26 protein-coding genes are annotated in these 13,113 nt (G+C 67.9%); 12 read left to right on the top strand and 14 right to left on the bottom strand.

Annotated elements, in window-relative coordinates; genetic code table 11:
* Positions 1–292 precede the first annotated feature (292 nt).
* Positions 293–532, top strand: a complete 240-nt coding sequence (locus tag ACF07S_RS10670; protein ID WP_391974011.1) for a helix-turn-helix transcriptional regulator — start codon at positions 293–295, stop codon at positions 530–532.
* A gap of 398 nt (positions 533–930) precedes the next feature.
* Here the strand turns inward: ACF07S_RS10670 and ACF07S_RS10665 are convergent, their stop codons facing one another.
* A complete protein-coding gene (locus tag ACF07S_RS10665; RefSeq protein WP_391974010.1) occupies positions 931–1,119 on the bottom strand; it encodes a hypothetical protein in 189 nt (62 codons plus the stop codon).
* A 164-nt stretch (positions 1,120–1,283) separates the two neighbouring features.
* On the opposite strand from ACF07S_RS10665, the gene ACF07S_RS10660 reads away from it, so the two are divergent.
* Complete coding sequence (locus ACF07S_RS10660) at positions 1,284–1,547, top strand: GntR family transcriptional regulator (protein WP_391974009.1); 264 nt, start codon at positions 1,284–1,286, stop codon at positions 1,545–1,547.
* 193 nt (positions 1,548–1,740) lie between these two features.
* Here ACF07S_RS10660 and ACF07S_RS10655 read toward each other — a convergent pair whose 3' ends face one another.
* On the bottom strand, positions 1,741–1,956 hold the full coding sequence (locus ACF07S_RS10655) for a hypothetical protein (RefSeq protein ID WP_391974008.1): 216 nt from the start codon (positions 1,954–1,956) through the stop codon (positions 1,741–1,743).
* Between the two features lie 104 nt (positions 1,957–2,060).
* Here ACF07S_RS10655 and ACF07S_RS10650 point away from each other — a divergent pair, with 104 nt between their 5' ends.
* Entirely contained in the window at positions 2,061–2,237 is a 177-nt protein-coding gene (locus ACF07S_RS10650) for a hypothetical protein (RefSeq protein WP_391974007.1), read from the top strand.
* 66 nt (positions 2,238–2,303) lie between these two features.
* On the opposite strand, the gene ACF07S_RS10645 is transcribed toward ACF07S_RS10650, so the two are convergent.
* Genes ACF07S_RS10645 through ACF07S_RS10635 form a run of 3 tightly spaced genes read right to left on the bottom strand, consistent with a single transcriptional unit; the run spans position 2,304 to position 2,910 of the window.
* Complete coding sequence (locus ACF07S_RS10645) at positions 2,304–2,474, bottom strand: hypothetical protein (RefSeq protein WP_391974006.1); 171 nt, start codon at positions 2,472–2,474, stop codon at positions 2,304–2,306.
* Positions 2,475–2,485: 11 nt separating this feature from the next.
* A complete protein-coding gene (locus ACF07S_RS10640; RefSeq protein ID WP_391974005.1) occupies positions 2,486–2,719 on the bottom strand; it encodes a hypothetical protein in 234 nt (77 codons plus the stop codon).
* Between the two features lie 11 nt (positions 2,720–2,730).
* A complete protein-coding gene (locus tag ACF07S_RS10635; RefSeq protein ID WP_391974004.1) occupies positions 2,731–2,910 on the bottom strand; it encodes a hypothetical protein in 180 nt (59 codons plus the stop codon).
* 87 nt (positions 2,911–2,997) lie between these two features.
* Between ACF07S_RS10635 and ACF07S_RS10630 the strand changes: the two genes are divergently transcribed.
* The 3 genes from ACF07S_RS10630 to ACF07S_RS10620 all read left to right on the top strand — a co-directional run bounded on the left by ACF07S_RS10630 (position 2,998) and on the right by ACF07S_RS10620 (position 3,703).
* A complete protein-coding gene (locus ACF07S_RS10630; RefSeq protein ID WP_391974003.1) occupies positions 2,998–3,201 on the top strand; it encodes a hypothetical protein in 204 nt (67 codons plus the stop codon).
* Between the two features lie 10 nt (positions 3,202–3,211).
* Positions 3,212–3,415 (top strand): hypothetical protein, encoded by a 204-nt coding sequence (locus ACF07S_RS10625; protein ID WP_391974002.1) that lies wholly within the window; start codon positions 3,212–3,214, stop codon positions 3,413–3,415.
* Positions 3,416–3,505: 90 nt separating this feature from the next.
* Positions 3,506–3,703, top strand: a complete 198-nt coding sequence (locus ACF07S_RS10620) for a hypothetical protein (RefSeq protein WP_391974001.1) — start codon at positions 3,506–3,508, stop codon at positions 3,701–3,703.
* Positions 3,704–3,780: 77 nt separating this feature from the next.
* Here the strand turns inward: ACF07S_RS10620 and ACF07S_RS10615 are convergent, their stop codons facing one another.
* Both ACF07S_RS10615 and ACF07S_RS10610 read right to left on the bottom strand, forming a co-directional pair.
* Positions 3,781–4,098: a hypothetical protein gene (locus ACF07S_RS10615; protein WP_391974000.1), complete on the bottom strand. Its 318-nt coding sequence runs from the start codon at positions 4,096–4,098 to the stop codon at positions 3,781–3,783.
* 36 nt (positions 4,099–4,134) lie between these two features.
* Positions 4,135–4,329 carry a hypothetical protein gene (locus tag ACF07S_RS10610; RefSeq protein WP_391973999.1) on the bottom strand — a complete coding sequence of 65 codons (195 nt, stop codon included), beginning with the start codon at positions 4,327–4,329 and terminating at the stop codon, positions 4,135–4,137.
* A 220-nt stretch (positions 4,330–4,549) separates the two neighbouring features.
* Here ACF07S_RS10610 and ACF07S_RS10605 point away from each other — a divergent pair, with 220 nt between their 5' ends.
* On the top strand, positions 4,550–4,723 hold the full coding sequence (locus ACF07S_RS10605; RefSeq protein WP_391973998.1) for a hypothetical protein: 174 nt from the start codon (positions 4,550–4,552) through the stop codon (positions 4,721–4,723).
* A gap of 58 nt (positions 4,724–4,781) precedes the next feature.
* Here ACF07S_RS10605 and ACF07S_RS10600 read toward each other — a convergent pair whose 3' ends face one another.
* From ACF07S_RS10600 to ACF07S_RS10585, 4 genes are all read right to left on the bottom strand, one after another.
* Complete coding sequence (locus ACF07S_RS10600) at positions 4,782–6,440, bottom strand: TROVE domain-containing protein (protein WP_391973997.1); 1,659 nt, start codon at positions 6,438–6,440, stop codon at positions 4,782–4,784.
* A 591-nt stretch (positions 6,441–7,031) separates the two neighbouring features.
* Positions 7,032–7,295, bottom strand: a complete 264-nt coding sequence (locus tag ACF07S_RS10595; protein WP_391973996.1) for a hypothetical protein — start codon at positions 7,293–7,295, stop codon at positions 7,032–7,034.
* Positions 7,295–8,314: a tyrosine-type recombinase/integrase gene (locus ACF07S_RS10590; protein WP_391973995.1), complete on the bottom strand. Its 1,020-nt coding sequence runs from the start codon at positions 8,312–8,314 to the stop codon at positions 7,295–7,297. The genes ACF07S_RS10595 and ACF07S_RS10590 overlap by 1 nt, the downstream gene beginning before the upstream one ends.
* A gap of 74 nt (positions 8,315–8,388) precedes the next feature.
* Complete coding sequence (locus ACF07S_RS10585; protein WP_391973994.1) at positions 8,389–9,033, bottom strand: hypothetical protein; 645 nt, start codon at positions 9,031–9,033, stop codon at positions 8,389–8,391.
* An 86-nt stretch (positions 9,034–9,119) separates the two neighbouring features.
* On the opposite strand from ACF07S_RS10585, the gene ACF07S_RS10580 reads away from it, so the two are divergent.
* The 5 genes from ACF07S_RS10580 (at position 9,120) to ACF07S_RS10560 (ending at position 11,496) form a co-directional block, all read left to right on the top strand.
* Complete coding sequence (locus ACF07S_RS10580; RefSeq protein ID WP_391973993.1) at positions 9,120–9,407, top strand: sigma-70 family RNA polymerase sigma factor; 288 nt, start codon at positions 9,120–9,122, stop codon at positions 9,405–9,407.
* A gap of 134 nt (positions 9,408–9,541) precedes the next feature.
* Complete coding sequence (locus ACF07S_RS10575; protein ID WP_391973992.1) at positions 9,542–9,919, top strand: hypothetical protein; 378 nt, start codon at positions 9,542–9,544, stop codon at positions 9,917–9,919.
* Positions 9,916–10,041 carry a hypothetical protein gene (locus ACF07S_RS10570; RefSeq protein ID WP_391973991.1) on the top strand — a complete coding sequence of 42 codons (126 nt, stop codon included), beginning with the start codon at positions 9,916–9,918 and terminating at the stop codon, positions 10,039–10,041. Before ACF07S_RS10575 ends, ACF07S_RS10570 begins: the two co-directional genes overlap by 4 nt.
* A 142-nt stretch (positions 10,042–10,183) precedes the next feature.
* A complete protein-coding gene (locus tag ACF07S_RS10565) occupies positions 10,184–10,831 on the top strand; it encodes a PASTA domain-containing protein (protein ID WP_391973990.1) in 648 nt (215 codons plus the stop codon).
* Positions 10,832–10,893: 62 nt separating this feature from the next.
* Positions 10,894–11,496: a hypothetical protein gene (locus tag ACF07S_RS10560; protein WP_391973989.1), complete on the top strand. Its 603-nt coding sequence runs from the start codon at positions 10,894–10,896 to the stop codon at positions 11,494–11,496.
* 61 nt (positions 11,497–11,557) lie between these two features.
* Here the strand turns inward: ACF07S_RS10560 and ACF07S_RS10555 are convergent, their stop codons facing one another.
* The 3 genes from ACF07S_RS10555 to ACF07S_RS10545 form a co-directional block, all read right to left on the bottom strand.
* The gene (locus ACF07S_RS10555) at positions 11,558–11,863 is read right to left on the bottom strand and encodes a hypothetical protein (RefSeq protein WP_391973988.1); all 306 of its coding nucleotides are present in this window, start codon (positions 11,861–11,863) and stop codon (positions 11,558–11,560) included.
* Between the two features lie 138 nt (positions 11,864–12,001).
* On the bottom strand, positions 12,002–12,223 hold the full coding sequence (locus tag ACF07S_RS10550; protein WP_391973987.1) for a hypothetical protein: 222 nt from the start codon (positions 12,221–12,223) through the stop codon (positions 12,002–12,004).
* Between the two features lie 135 nt (positions 12,224–12,358).
* Entirely contained in the window at positions 12,359–12,721 is a 363-nt protein-coding gene (locus ACF07S_RS10545) for a hypothetical protein (RefSeq protein ID WP_391973986.1), read from the bottom strand.
* Between the last annotated feature and the right edge of the window lie 392 nt (positions 12,722–13,113).

The following is a 13,113-nucleotide window of genomic DNA, read 5'->3' as shown; positions in this document are numbered from 1 at the left end:
CGCCGACGGCCACAAAAGGGGGCGCCCTGAATGTGGCCCGTCGGCACGTCTGCTTGCATCAGCCCTGCACCTATCCCAAAGCCGCAGGTCGATACCTTGATTCACCCGGAAGAGTGAACACCTGTTCGATTCTAGGCACCCCTTATGGCCCTGCGGTGTTCAGCTGTCCACAGGGCTGCCGAGTGGGGGGTGGCAGTAACACATAGCGCCCTCTCGGACGCGCCTGTCAAGATCCAAGAATGCCCGGTAAACCGGGCTGACTTATGATCATCTTCGGTCGAGCGTTTGTCGAGTGCCCGCGCTCCCCGATGACGACGACTGGCTCCTTGAGGAGCAGCGCTCCATCGGCGACCGCATCCGCGTCACCCGACTGCACGCCGACCGCACCCAGGAGTCCGTGTTCCTCGCGGCCAACATTGCTCGCTCCACCTACCAGGCCATCGAAGCGGGCACAGTGGATGCCCGCATCGGAACCCTGCTGCGCATCGCACGGGTCCTCGGTGTGCACGTCACCGACCTCCTTCACGGCTGATTGACGCCGCTGTGGCCGATTCCTGACCGGGGCTATAGGCCAAAATTCAACAGCAGGTTGACCTGTAAAGGAAGTGTGCGGAACGCGCATATCCATGCGAGTCGCGTGCGCCCGGCATGATTTCGTGACACCCCGCTAAAGCTGTGGCCAGCACTTTCCCCACAGGCATCAAAGAGGAGTCGCCCGTTGCCTGCGAGGCGAAGGCGCCCGGCCGGTGAGAACCTACGTCTTCCGCACCCGGATTGGTTGCCCGTGGTGGCAGTGGTGGGCGCACCGCAGGAGCGGCACTGCGGGCCCGGGACCGGACTTCAGGTCCATGTTGCCGTGGCAGTGCCCGCACTCCCCCAGACGGCATGCACCCGCAACGGCTTCACTCTTCCCGCCGGTCCGCCGGCCGGTCACAGGATGCTCCGCAGGCCGGCCGGGGCTTGGGCGGGGCACACGTACACCGGCCCCACGGCGCCCCCGGAAGGCGACAGTTTTTCCCCGATGCGCAGCGGTTCGTGGTCCTGGCTGCTGCAGACGCAAGTCGTCCTGTCCGGTACGGCGGTCTGGTGCTCGGGCTGTGGTTCCGTAGGCTCGTCCACGTCGACGGCTCCTTCGTCGGCTGCCTCCGGGGTGGCGGGGCACGCTCCCCGGAGGCTCCAGTGCGTGTAACTGCAGGCTACGCCGACTTGTATCGGCCTGTCTCGAAACGTATCGACCCGTATCCCAAGGTGCCGGTCTGTAGTGGCTTGCCTAGCGTCGCGTCATGGCCACTGACCCGGATGCCGAGATCGACCATGAAGGGCCCGTCACCCCGTACCGGCAGCTCGCCGACATCCTCAAGGCGCGGATCGCGCGCGGGGACTGGGCGGAGGGCCGGCCGATCGCGTCGGAGACCAGGCTGGTGCAGGAGTACGGACTGGCCCGGTCCACGGTCCGGCGGGCACTCGACCTCCTCGTCGAGGAGCAGGTCGTGTGGAAGGTGCAGGGGCGCGGCACCTACGTCGGCCAGCCGCCGGAGGAGGGGTAGCCCGTCCTCTGTCAGGTCTCCTGTGGACGGAGGGCGTCCAGGGCTGCCTTTTCTACAGCAGCCTGGTATGCGGCCCGCCGCTCAGCCTCCGGCATGGACTCGTGGCGCCCCAACCATTCCAAAGTCGCACCCCAGCAGTCAGGGGACATGACGTGGTAGTCGGCGTGGAGCAGGCACGCCGTTATGGGGCCTCTCACGAGTCGTCCTCCAGGTAGGCCGCAAGAAGCGACTCTCTCCACGATTCCGCTGTGTGTCCGGCGGCCAGTGCACTAGCAAGCACCAGAATCATGTCGGCGTGCATCGTGTCGCTGCTGAATGCGATGCTGCGGGCTTCGCGCATGTCTCCGCTGAGGATGCAGGTCACGATGGCTGCCGCCGCATCGAAAGCCTCGTCCTGTCGGCTTGGCATGGTCACTCCGTTCTCGTCGCCTACCTAGCCTGACGACGTATCGCGGGAATCGTCTGGTCTTCGTTCGTAGCCCGCTGTCGGACGGCGCGGCTACGCTGATCGTCATGTCCTCTCCCCTTCCTTCGGGCGTCGCGCGGCCTGCCGCGGTGGTGGATGCGGAGATCCGTGCACTACTGGTGGCGACGGGCGGCTGGCTGTGGGGGCCGACCCGGGAGCGGTATGAGCGGCTGCGGGACGAGTGGGTGCAAGCCGTCCGCGAGGAGATGACGACCGCAGCGTAGGCTGACGTGCGAGCGCCCCCGCCACTGATCCTGGCGGGGGCGCTTCTGCGTGCGGGGCTCAAGCCCTCACTTCTCGGTGGCGCGGTCGGCGGCGTTGATCTGGTTCGCTTCAGCGCGGAGGGCGGCGGCCTTCTCCAGCCACATGCGCTCGTCGTCGGTACGCGGGCCGGCGGTGACCGGAGACACGCGGCTCTCCAGTTCGTCGGCGCGGGCCCGGAGATCGGTCGGGTTCCTCATGGTCGGCGTCCTCACTTCTCGATGGTGCGGCCGGCGGCCATCACAGCGCGAGCAACCAACAGTGCGTCCTTGATCGTGCTGGGCTCGTCTCCTACCGCCCTGGCATACACGGCACAGGACCGCAGCAGCTTCGCGACTGCCTGGCCGAGGTCAGGGGTGATCGTCTGGTCGTCGAGTCGAAGAACAGCGGCGGCGCCGTCGATCAACTCCTGCGCTACCTGTTCCCTGGGGCTCTTGGTCAGCATGGTCGATGTCCTCACTTCTCGGTGGTGACCTGGTTGGGGGTGGCCCATTCGAGCAGGCTGTGGAGCTTGTCGCCGGGCTGGCTGACCTTGCTGGCCCAGATCTGGCCGAGGTCATCGCGGACGGCTGCCGCCTCCTGCGCGGTCATCTTGACGGTCACGATGCCGTCGTTCCCGATGCTCACGATTTCCATGCTCATTCTCCTCGCTCACAGGTGGTTAACCACCTCCATCCTGGCACCCCCTCGACAGGTGGTCAACCACCCATGCATGATTGCCCCATGGCGAATCAGCACCGGGAGAAGCTGCGCGGAGTGCGCGGAGTCGACGACCAGCTCTGGACCGACTTCGGCGACGCCTCTGCGCGCGCGGACAGCGACCGGTCAGCCGAACTCCGCCGCTTCATGGAGTGGTACGTCCGCCGCGACGGCGTCGACCACCCACGACGACCAGTCACCCCCGAACCCGAGAGCGGCCCCGCGTAGGATCCGGCTCGTGGCTGACTACGACTTCCCCGACGACCTGCTGGAGCTGGAACGATCCGCCTGGGCGGCGATCCAGGCAGGGGCCCTCACCGTCGACCAAGCACAGGCCGTGCAGGACGGGATCACCGCCTACTCCAAAGCCGCCGGACTCGACCGATACACGGTGGAGATGGCGCTCAAGCAGACCGTCAGGCACGCCAAGGAGACCCCTTGATCACTTTCGAGGCGCCTCGAAAGTGATGCCTGACCTGCGATGGGGGAAGGCGTCTCAGACAAGCTGCCGAACCTGTGCCACCGTCAGAGCATGACCGAACTCCCGAAGTCCTGCCGCCGCTCCGAAGTCCGCGCACTCCCCCGTCCGCGCTGCGAGTACTGCGGCCACACCATGCGGCTCCTCACCGCCAACGCGACCGGGCCCTTCGACGATCAGCTCGACCCTCTCGTCACCATCCGGCCGGAGTGCCCGACCTTCGGCTGTCGCAACCACGGGCCCGGCTTCTGACAGCGGAGCGCCCCGTCTGCGTGACCAGACGGGGCGGCCTCAGCACTGCGCCAGCAAGGGCTGATGATGCAACCAGCTTATGAGGGCCCACTGACAGTGCCGGGGCGCGGCGCCTGGTTGACCTGCTCGATGAACTCGGACGGAAAGCGGCTGGCCACCTCAGGCGAAACCGATCCGGGGGACAGCGTCACGACCCGACCACCTCCAGGGACCCGCGCCGACAGGACGTAGCGGCCGGGTTGGGACGCGAGGGCCTGCCGCGTATTCTCCCGCAGCCGCGCGAAGGACTCGCCCATCGGGCGCAAGCACTCCAGCTCCACGGTGGGCGGGTCCGGGTAGTGGCGGCCGATCTGGTTCAGTGCGCGGTCGACGTTCGGGTACGGGCGGTGGGCCATGGCGTCTCCTCTGCTCCCCGCCAGGATGGCAGAGCCTCACGCCGTCTCGGGCCAGGTTGTCAACGTCTCGCCGGTGTCCTCGTCGACGAGGGTGACGCGGGCTTCCGGCTTGCCCCACTCCCCCACCCACCCCGCGAACTTCCCGCGGGCGGTCGCCTCCGACGCCCACCAGCCCTGTGCGACCGGTCGGCCGGACACGGTCAGGACGAGGTGGAAGCGGGCGGGGTGCATGCCGCCACCCTACGGGCAGCCGCATGGCCTCCCGCGGGGAGGAGACGGGAGGTGCGGCGGGCCCTGCCGCATCGGCGACGCACGGCAGGGCCCGAAAGGGGAGTCATCACCTGGGGGGTGCGATGATCCCGTGCGCACCACCATGCATCAGGAACCAGCCACGCGGTAGACCTGTGACTGAAACTCGCCCACTGTCAGTGCCGCCAGCGAAAATGAGCCCATGCAGAGCTACGCCTTCACCTGGACCAGCCCCGACGGCCAGCCGCGCGCATCCGCCGTCGCCTACGACAAGCCCTCCGCCGACCGGCGCCGCACCGAACTCGAGGACGCCGGCTGCACCGACATACAGATCGTGCCCGTCAAGCCCGGAGAACTCCCCCAGCCGCGGGGCTGAACAAGCGAGCGCCCGGCCATTTGGCCGGGCGCTCGGAGGTTGGCCTACGCGGCGAACTTCAGGAAGCGGGGACGCCTTCCCACGGCCAGCGCGCGTCGCGCCCTCGCTCCAGCAGCGGGATCATCCGGAACGCCTGGTCCGTGAGCCCACCGAACGTATGGCGGCCGGTCTTCCCAGACGGCATCGCGCCCGGCTTGTAGCCAGCCATGTTCCACATGTAGACCGGCGTCGCCTTCGGTACGAGGTCGTCGATCGCGGTCTCCCGCATACCGCCGTGGCCCCACATGTTCGACGGCAGCCAGCCCGGCCGGGTCTGCTCGTCGGTGACGATGACGATCCGGTCGTGCGCGAACCAATGCGCCTTCACCGCGGCCGGAATGTCGGTGCCGTCGATCCGCCCGAACGCTTCGATGTGCTTGAGGACGCTGCCGCCCTTCACCACATCCAGCTTCTTCGAACCGCCGCCGAACTCGACGAGCGTCGGCTTCTCCGCCCGCAAGGCGAGAGCCGAGCCGAACACGGCTGCCTGCTCGGCAAGCGTGATGTCCGACCGGTTCGGGGTGGAGAAGCCGTAGCCAGGGAACATCGACGGCGACCGATCCACCAGAATCAGCGTGCTGCCCTTCAGGCGCGGCACGTTCGCGAGACTGTGCCCGAGGGCCTGCTCCAAAGCGTGCGCCCACCGCAGCGACGGGGCGTGCTTGTACGCCGCCCACCAGCGGAACGGGAACATGCGGGACTTCGCCACCTGCTCCGGGTCGGCAAACCGGGCGCAGATCTGCGCGGCCATCTCGTCGGATACGCCGGCCTCGTCGAAATTGCGGAGGTTCCTCGCCAGCGCCATCACGCCCATCGACGGGATGATCGCCTCCCAGGCCTCCTTGTCCATCGGCCCCTGCAGCCAGCCCGCCAGCCCCTCCCAGGTCATGCCCGCATGCCGCAGGAAGTCCGCGGCGTCCGGGCGCTTCATCAGGTCGCGCCGCTTCTGCACGTCCCACTTGGCGATCTCGGCACGCGTGTGAAGCAGCTGCAGCGACTCCGGGATCGGCTTGTCGCGGTTGTGGCGGCGGTCGATGGCGTGCTCGAACAGATCGCCCTGCCACAGCGCGGCCGGCGCGGGGTGGACGAGTTCGATGACGTCACCGAACCGGTAGCCCTTGGAGTCGGTGTCGTACTTCAGCAGGGACCGCTCGGTGTAGAGGGATCCGAGGGCATCCTCGATGCCGCGCTTGACGGGCTTGGGAATGCGACGGCCGTAGCGGGACGTCCAGTAGCCGAGGAGCTCTCCGGGCTCGTCGGCCCGCTGAAGGACCGAGGCGATGACGCGCCGGTTCCAGCCCTCGGAGAAGGAACCGTCCGTGGGGGCCGTCGCGTTGCGCGTCGCCTCCAGTCTGGCCTTGACGAACTCGGCCGCACCGACGAGGGAGGCGGTGCGCATGTTGGCCTCGCTGCGGAGCCAGCTGAGGAGGCCGGCGGTCCAGGCGGGGTCTTCGACGGCGAGCTGCCGGACGAGCTGGGTGTAGCGGTCGTCGCGCTGGCCGCCCGTCTCGTAGAAGGTGTCCTGGCCGACCATGTTGGTGACGGCGAGGAGGAAGAGCTCGGAGCGCGCGTCGCGGAGGTAGCCGGCGCCGCCTTCGTGGGTGCGGGTCTGCTCCCCGGTCGACTTCACGGGCGAGCTGGCGGCCGGGCGGGCGCCGCGGGTGTTGAACCTGGCCATGAAAAAGCCCCTCACGTAGGAGGGGAGGACCAGCAGTGGGGTGCCCGAGATCGAAGTCGGTGACGGGAACGTAGGCGCTCTACCGATTGAGCTACGGAAGCCACTAGACCCCCGACGGGACTCGAACCCGCAACCACCCCATTAACAGTGGAAGTAACCGTCGCCTGCGCACCGGGCACCCCCGATGCTGTGCCTCCCGAGATCAAAGTCGGCGTGCGGCGTGATTCACCAGAAGAAGTAGCCGCGGCCTGCGCACCGGGAGGTGCATGAAGTTGTGTTGGTACGACTGTAGCCCACATGGCTGACAAGGCAGGGGGATTACCCGCACCGCGCGTCGCGGCGAGCCCGGGTACGACTCCCGCCTCGACGGCGACGGCACCGGCTGCGACAGCTGACACAACGGCCCGCCTCGACGGGGGGGGCGAGACGGGCCGAAGCCAGTGTGGCACGCAGGGCTGACAGGACGGGCAGCTTCCGCGTAGCGTGTCCGCACCTCACCAGAGGAGGCATCATGGACGACACCACCTGGGGCTGAACCCCAGACAACACAACGCCCCCGCAGCCAGGCAGGCCGCGGGGGCGTCGTCGTGCTCAGGCGTCGCGTAGTGGTGGGCAGGTGCTCGTCCACGGCTGCGACTGCACCTTCCACCGGGCGGCCGTCAGCACCTGGCGCCCGCTGTGGCACGTCGTGAGGAACAGTCCGCCCCGGTTGTCCTCGACGATCCCGCAATACGTCTTGCCGTCCGACGGCCGGTAGCAGAAGACGTGCTCTCCCACCCGCGGCACGTAGCCGTCCAGAGTCTCATCACCCGGCCACAGTTGGGTGATCAACCAGTCCCGGTCGACGTCACCCATCACAGCCCGATGTCCTCGCTCGCGGCGTCGGTCCACTTGTCAGCCTCCCGGATGTAGCCCCAGAAGGCGGGGCTGTTCTCGGCGTGGCCACTCTGTTCGCGGATCTTCTCCTCTCGCTTCCCTGCGCGTCGAGAGGTGGTGATGAACCCGGCCCGCATGCTGTGTCCGGTGAGGCGGACGGAGAGGCCGGCGCGTTCGGCGTTGCGGGCGATGATCTCGCGGACGGCTTCGGGTGAGAGGGCGTGGTCGCCGAGGCGGCCGTGGACGGTGATGGGCAGGAAGGCGGGGCCGGTCGTGATGCCTGCGGCGGCGCGCCAGGTGAGCCAGGCGCGGACGGGGCAGGTGTCGGGGTTGCGGCCGTAGTGGACGACGACGTCCCGGGGCGGCCTCCCTTTCACTGCTGGGACGTGGACTTCGAGTCCTTGGCTGACGTGGACGATCGCCTCGGCTCGGAGGGCGGCGACTTCGGCGGAGCGTCCGGCGATGGAGAAGGCCATGAGCCAGAGGGCGCGGTCGCGGAGTCCGGTGAGTCCGTCGGCGACGGCGGCGTTCATCTGCCGGAGCTGCTCGGGCGTGACGGCGGCGGCTTTGCCCCTGCCGCGCGCCATGCGTTCGGGGTCGTTCTTCAGCGGTTTGAGGGCTTGCCGCGCGGCAACGGTGGCGGCCTTGGGTACCTCGATGCCGTGCTCGTTGCGGGCGGTGACGGTGACTCCGGTGATGCGGCGGTCGATGGAGTTGGGTGCGGCGAGTTTGATGGTGTCGAGCCAGACGACGAACCCGACGAGCGTGCCCCGGGTGACGTTGGTCGAGGCGATGCGGTGGCCGGTGCGCTCCCCGAGCCAGTCGTGGAACTCCTCCCAGAGTGCCCAGTCGTTGGCGTAGCTGCGCTTCGTGTTGTGGGGGCGGATGGCGTCGAGGTGCTTCTCGGCTGCCTCTTCCATGGCGGCCAGGACGGCGAGCGTCGCAGCGTCGTAGACGGCAGGGATGGCGTCCGGCTGACGCGGGACAAGGTCGGTCACGGTCTCTCCGATCGGGTACGGTACGGGCGATGCCCCGGCTGCTTCCTTCAGCCGGGGCATCGCTGCGAGTTCGTTCAGAGCGCCGCTGCCGAACGGATCGCGGCGACGCGGGCCTGGCGACTGGTCCTGCGGGGGCGGTCCAGCGGCAGTGCGGTGACCTTGCCTCCCTTGCGCAGCCCCCAGAGCTGGGCGCTGGGAGAGAAGACGAGGTCGATGGCCGACGGGCGATATCCGACACAGTCGCAGTCCTCGACGGTGCAGCGGTCGACGCCCTCGTGACCGTGACCGCATGGGCACACGTTGGCGATGGCGGTGTTCCAGTCGGCCTTCGGCTCGACCTCTTCCGCCTGCTCGGCAGAGTCGGCGAGGTAGGGCTTCATGCAGTGGTCGCAGACACAGACGCCGCCAGCGGTGATGTTCTGGCAGGAGTTCCAGGGCTCGGTCTTGCAGAGGTCGCACGAGCATACGCCGCCCGGGGCCGCGACGTGCCCGATCTCGTTGAGCTCGTAGGTGCCGGGCGCGTACCAGCACTCGGCCCAGCGGCCCTCGAAGGGGCGGGAGTCGACGTCGTCGATGGTGCGCTTGGCCCACTCGATGGCGTCCGCCTGGGTGCCGAGCCATTCGCCGCACTCGGTGCCGTTCACGGAGATCCGCGACTTGCCGAACGACTTGCCCTTGATGGCCTTGAGCTGACGGCCCTTGTAGGTCTCGCGGATCATCTTCGTCTCCCCTGCTTGCCGTTCTCTGACTCTCTAAATGTAAGGGCACCCCTTACAGATGTCAACCCACCCCTTACACTGATTCCATGACGAACCCGCCGAGCCCCTTCGAGAACCTCAAGCACCTCGCCGAGCAGGGCGACGCCATCCAGCGCGCCAAGGATGTAGGCGCAGCACTGCAAGCCATCCCCGACTTGCAGAAGTGGCTGCGCGAGATCCGACACGAAGCCGTGAGGGAGATGCGCGACGACGGACTCAGTCACGCCCAGGTTGCCACCGAACTCGGCATCAGCAGGGCGCGCGCTCAGCAGATCGCCGAGGGGCGGACTACCGGCAAGCGGGCCGACGGAGAGTCGGACAATCACCCCAAATAACGCCCGCGATATGGCATGTTATCGAGAGGTCGACCACCCAACCGGGCACGCTCGGCAGGCCATTCCCCTACCTCCTGTAGACATCTCTACAGACATGGCTGTAGAGTGGTCTACAGGTCGAGGGAGGGAACCCTATGTACACCAAGCACGCAGCCCGGCAGGAGCTCGACGCTCGCGGCCCCCGCTATGCCATCTGGGTCGAGCTCGGCAAGGACGAAGCGCAGGTCATCTACGCCGACACCGCCACCCAGGCCGAGAAGATCCGCGAGCGCCGCCTCGCCGAGTACAGCGGCAACGAGCAGCGCGTCCAACTCCACCCGCCCGCCGCGTCCATCAGCCTCACCGACGCCGCCGGTGAGCGGGAGAAGGTCAAGGTGGAGCTGGCCGAGAAGACCGCGGCCCTCAAGGCCGTGGCCCTTCAGGCGCTGGAGGATGGCCGAGCCGAGGCTGAGGTCGCCCGCGAAGCTCGCGTCGACCGCATGACCATCCGCTCCTGGGCAGGCAAGCGGTGAACGGCGAGGAGCAGCCGAAGTGCTGCCTCTGCAACAAGCCCATCCGCGGCATGGTCTACTCCGACACGATCACCGGCCAGCCGATGGACGTCCGCTGCTGGGATCGCGAGAACGAGTACTGACGCCGCTCGCGCACGACGAAGCGCCCCGCTCCCCTGCCGAAACAGGAGGGCGGGGCGTTGTCGTGTCACGGCTCGGTGACAGACGGCTATTTGTAGGGCGCGTGTGGTCTACGGTGCTTGGACGTTCAACTTGGGGGGATCCGTGCGTATCCGCATCATCACTGCTGCCCTGCTCGTCGCCATGTGCGGCGGTGTCGTCGCTTGCCAGCCGACCGACGACTCAAAGGACACGAACACCAGCGCCTCGCCGGCAAGCTCGGACGGACCCGAGGAGGGTGGCTCGGCGAAGGACGACAAGCCGGTCAGCGAGAAAGCAACCGTCCCCGACGTCGTCGGGATGGGCCTGCAGTCGGCGCAGGACAAGGCGCAGGAGGCCGGCTTCTACGGGCTCACCTCTCATGACGCGCTCGGCCGGGACCGCATGCAGGCCTTCGACCGGAACTGGAAGGTGTGCAGCCAGAGCGTCAAGGCCGGCACGTCCGCGCCGACCGACACCAAGCTGGACTTCGGGACGGTAAAGCTCGAGGAGACGTGCCCGGCGAAGGAGGAGAAGGCGCCGTCGACCGCAGGCGGGAAGATGCCGGACTTCAAGGGGAAGTCAGTGAAGGCGGCACGGACGGCCCTGGACTCCGGTACGTCGCTCACCGTCAACGACGCGACCGCGGAGGACCGGATGGTGTTGATGGAGTCGAACTGGCAGGTCTGCAGCCAGGATCCGGTAGCTGGTGCGGCGCTGAACGGGCAGCCGGTGACGTTCACGGCCGTCAAGTTCGAGGAGAGCTGCCCGTAGCCGCAGTGGGCGGTCTACGGTGCTTGGACGTTCAACTTGGGGGATCGATGCGCGTTCGCGCGATGGCAGCCACGGCTGCCCTACTGCTGGCCGCACTCACCGCATGCGGCGGAGGAGACGACAGCAAAGCGGAGACGAAACCGTCGGCCGTCGAGACGTCGAAGGCCGAGGAGCCGTCGGCCGGGCAGGTCGAGAAGGGCATGAAGCTCGGGACGCCGGCCCGGACAACTGGTGACGGCGGCGAGGGCGTCCTAGAGATCACGCCGGACACGGTCGTGTTCACGAAGGAAGGCGGCGGCGAGACCGCAGAGAACGGGGTGTTCGCCGTCGTCACGATGAAGGACAAGGCCATGACCGCGGTCGCGGCCGACGAGCCTGCCCCGATCAGCGGTGGGGGCTGGAAGTGGATGGCCCCAGACGGGGAGATGATCAATGCGGGCGGCGGAAACGCGTTCAACGTGGTCATGGACAAGTACAACAACGCCGACCCCGTCCAGCCCGGCGCCTGGCAGTGGCGCTCCCAGGTCTTCGACCTGACGCCGGAGCAGGCGAAGGGCGGCACGCTCATCTACATCGACGGCGAGGAGAAGGCGCACCGCTGGGAGATTTCGTCCGAGGACTCCGGGCCGAACGTCGCCGAGGTGAAGAAGCAACTCGAGTTCTGAGCACGACGAAGCGCCCCGCACCCGCCGCCGAAGCGGAGGTGCGGGGCGTTGCGGTTCGGGGTCAGGTGTTTCCGGCTCGCGCTAGCGTCTCTCGATACAACTGGTCCTGGAGATCGGTCGGCACGTGAACCTCGACCGGCTCCCGGCCGATGGCCCCATAGTCAGGGAGGGCGCCGGTTGCTGCGAGAACTCTGTCGGCGAGGCGGTTACGCAGTGCGCCTTTCAGGGTGTTTCGCATCAGCTCGTCGGCATCTTCCCAGGCAAGGCGCGGCACTTCCTGCACCTCGGCGATCTGACGGTCGCCGACCTGAGTCGAGCAGCGCAGGGCGACGGGCGCACGCACGGTGTCGAGGTCGAAGTCGTTCATGCGCCCAGTCTCGCTCTGCTTCTTGCCGGGCGTACTACCGTTACGCAGGTTCGTCGTCTGGCGGCCAGTCGGGTTCGAGGAATGGCCAGGGCGACAGCCAGAAAGGCGGCGGGTCCTCATCGTCAGCCATGGCGTCTCCTACTTGCTCGGCCCTGTGGCCGGCGTCTCGGGCTTGCCCTTCTTCCGCAGCCAGCCCTGGACGACGGCGACGGTCTGGGCGTCGAGACTTGCCAGCCTCTGCACGGCGGCGAGGTCGTCGGCGGCCGGGGTGATACCGGCTTCCGTGAGGGCCGCGGAGAGTTGCAGCATCTCGGCCTCGTCGACCGGGTCGGGTACGGGCTCGGCAGGCCGGGGTGGCACTGGCCGCCCCGGAGATGCCTGCGGTACGGGCGGGGGATCCTGCCGCCCGAGCCGTACCAGCGACCCAATGTCGGCGGCAGTGTCGTCGCGGCGCGGCAACCGCTCCGGAGCATCCGGCATCTCAGACTCCAGCTCTCACACGTCGATGTGATGGATGTAGCGGCGGGCGCGGTCCGACATCGGCTCAGCGGCCGGCGGTTCGAGGCCGGCCTTCTTGATGTGGGTGACCAGAGACCGTACCCGGTGTAGCAGCCAACCGATCGCCTCGTCCTGGTCGGTGATCCGCTCCCGCTGCTTCTCCGCCTCCGTCTCCTGCCGCTGCACCCGCGCTTCAAGTCGCTCGATGGCGCGGCCCTGCTGCTGCGTGATGGCAAGGAAGTCGTCCCGGTTCTCCTGCCGCTTCGTGCGGCGTGCCGACCGGGCTCCCCAGGCGGTCACTCCTGCCGAGGCCAGGGCCACCACTCCCCCACTGATGGCCGTCCACGTCTCAGCGTTCACGATCGACGCTCACTCTCTTGGCCGCTGGCAGCTCTCGCCATCCGGCGACCACAATCACCGGCACTGCGGCGACAGCCCAGATCAGTGCCGTTACCCACCCCCTCGGGTTGTCACCGAGCGGCCACCAGCTGACCAGGTAGGAGCACATCCACGGCGCCACGATCAGCAGTAGGGCCGGGAAGCCATACCAGTCGCGGCCCTGTGGGAGGGGGGAGGCCGTGATGGCGAGGAGACCGCAGGCGATCCAACACCACGCCCATGCGTTGAGTGGCATGAGGTGGAGGAGGGTGCGGATGCCGCTTGTGTCGGGCAGCGGCTCCATGAGCTGCCCGAAGCCATACAGGGCCCAGAGGCCGCCGAAGCTGACGAGGAACGCTCCCCGTCGCCCGAGT

This window comes from Streptomyces sp. NPDC016640 (genome assembly GCF_043076215.1).
GTDB lineage: Bacteria > Actinomycetota > Actinomycetes > Streptomycetales > Streptomycetaceae > Streptomyces.
Note: the sequence above shows the minus strand (reverse complement) of the source record. Positions and strands in the feature narration are given on the sequence as shown.

Excerpts from the sequence above, each read along its gene's own strand:
- ACF07S_RS10595 (WP_391973996.1), bottom strand. The coding sequence starts at position 7,295 with ATGGGTGACGTCGACCGGGACTGGTTGATCACCCAACTGTGGCCGGGT.
- ACF07S_RS10575 (WP_391973992.1), top strand. The coding sequence starts at position 9,542 with ATGTACACCAAGCACGCAGCCCGGCAGGAGCTCGACGCTCGCGGCCCC.
- ACF07S_RS10580 (WP_391973993.1), top strand. The coding sequence starts at position 9,120 with ATGACGAACCCGCCGAGCCCCTTCGAGAACCTCAAGCACCTCGCCGAG.
- ACF07S_RS10660 (WP_391974009.1), top strand. The coding sequence starts at position 1,284 with ATGGCCACTGACCCGGATGCCGAGATCGACCATGAAGGGCCCGTCACC.
- ACF07S_RS10560 (WP_391973989.1), top strand. The coding sequence starts at position 10,894 with ATGGCAGCCACGGCTGCCCTACTGCTGGCCGCACTCACCGCATGCGGC.
- ACF07S_RS10635 (WP_391974004.1), bottom strand. The coding sequence starts at position 2,910 with ATGGAAATCGTGAGCATCGGGAACGACGGCATCGTGACCGTCAAGATG.
- ACF07S_RS10650 (WP_391974007.1), top strand. The coding sequence starts at position 2,061 with ATGTCCTCTCCCCTTCCTTCGGGCGTCGCGCGGCCTGCCGCGGTGGTG.
- ACF07S_RS10555 (WP_391973988.1), bottom strand. The coding sequence starts at position 11,863 with ATGAACGACTTCGACCTCGACACCGTGCGTGCGCCCGTCGCCCTGCGC.
- ACF07S_RS10640 (WP_391974005.1), bottom strand. The coding sequence starts at position 2,719 with ATGCTGACCAAGAGCCCCAGGGAACAGGTAGCGCAGGAGTTGATCGAC.
- ACF07S_RS10615 (WP_391974000.1), bottom strand. The coding sequence starts at position 4,098 with ATGGCCCACCGCCCGTACCCGAACGTCGACCGCGCACTGAACCAGATC.
- ACF07S_RS10630 (WP_391974003.1), top strand. The coding sequence starts at position 2,998 with ATGGCGAATCAGCACCGGGAGAAGCTGCGCGGAGTGCGCGGAGTCGAC.
- ACF07S_RS10610 (WP_391973999.1), bottom strand. The coding sequence starts at position 4,329 with ATGCACCCCGCCCGCTTCCACCTCGTCCTGACCGTGTCCGGCCGACCG.
- ACF07S_RS10645 (WP_391974006.1), bottom strand. The coding sequence starts at position 2,474 with ATGAGGAACCCGACCGATCTCCGGGCCCGCGCCGACGAACTGGAGAGC.
- ACF07S_RS10600 (WP_391973997.1), bottom strand. The coding sequence starts at position 6,440 with ATGGCCAGGTTCAACACCCGCGGCGCCCGCCCGGCCGCCAGCTCGCCC.
- ACF07S_RS10655 (WP_391974008.1), bottom strand. The coding sequence starts at position 1,956 with ATGCCAAGCCGACAGGACGAGGCTTTCGATGCGGCGGCAGCCATCGTG.
- ACF07S_RS10605 (WP_391973998.1), top strand. The coding sequence starts at position 4,550 with ATGCAGAGCTACGCCTTCACCTGGACCAGCCCCGACGGCCAGCCGCGC.
- ACF07S_RS10620 (WP_391974001.1), top strand. The coding sequence starts at position 3,506 with ATGACCGAACTCCCGAAGTCCTGCCGCCGCTCCGAAGTCCGCGCACTC.
- ACF07S_RS10585 (WP_391973994.1), bottom strand. The coding sequence starts at position 9,033 with ATGATCCGCGAGACCTACAAGGGCCGTCAGCTCAAGGCCATCAAGGGC.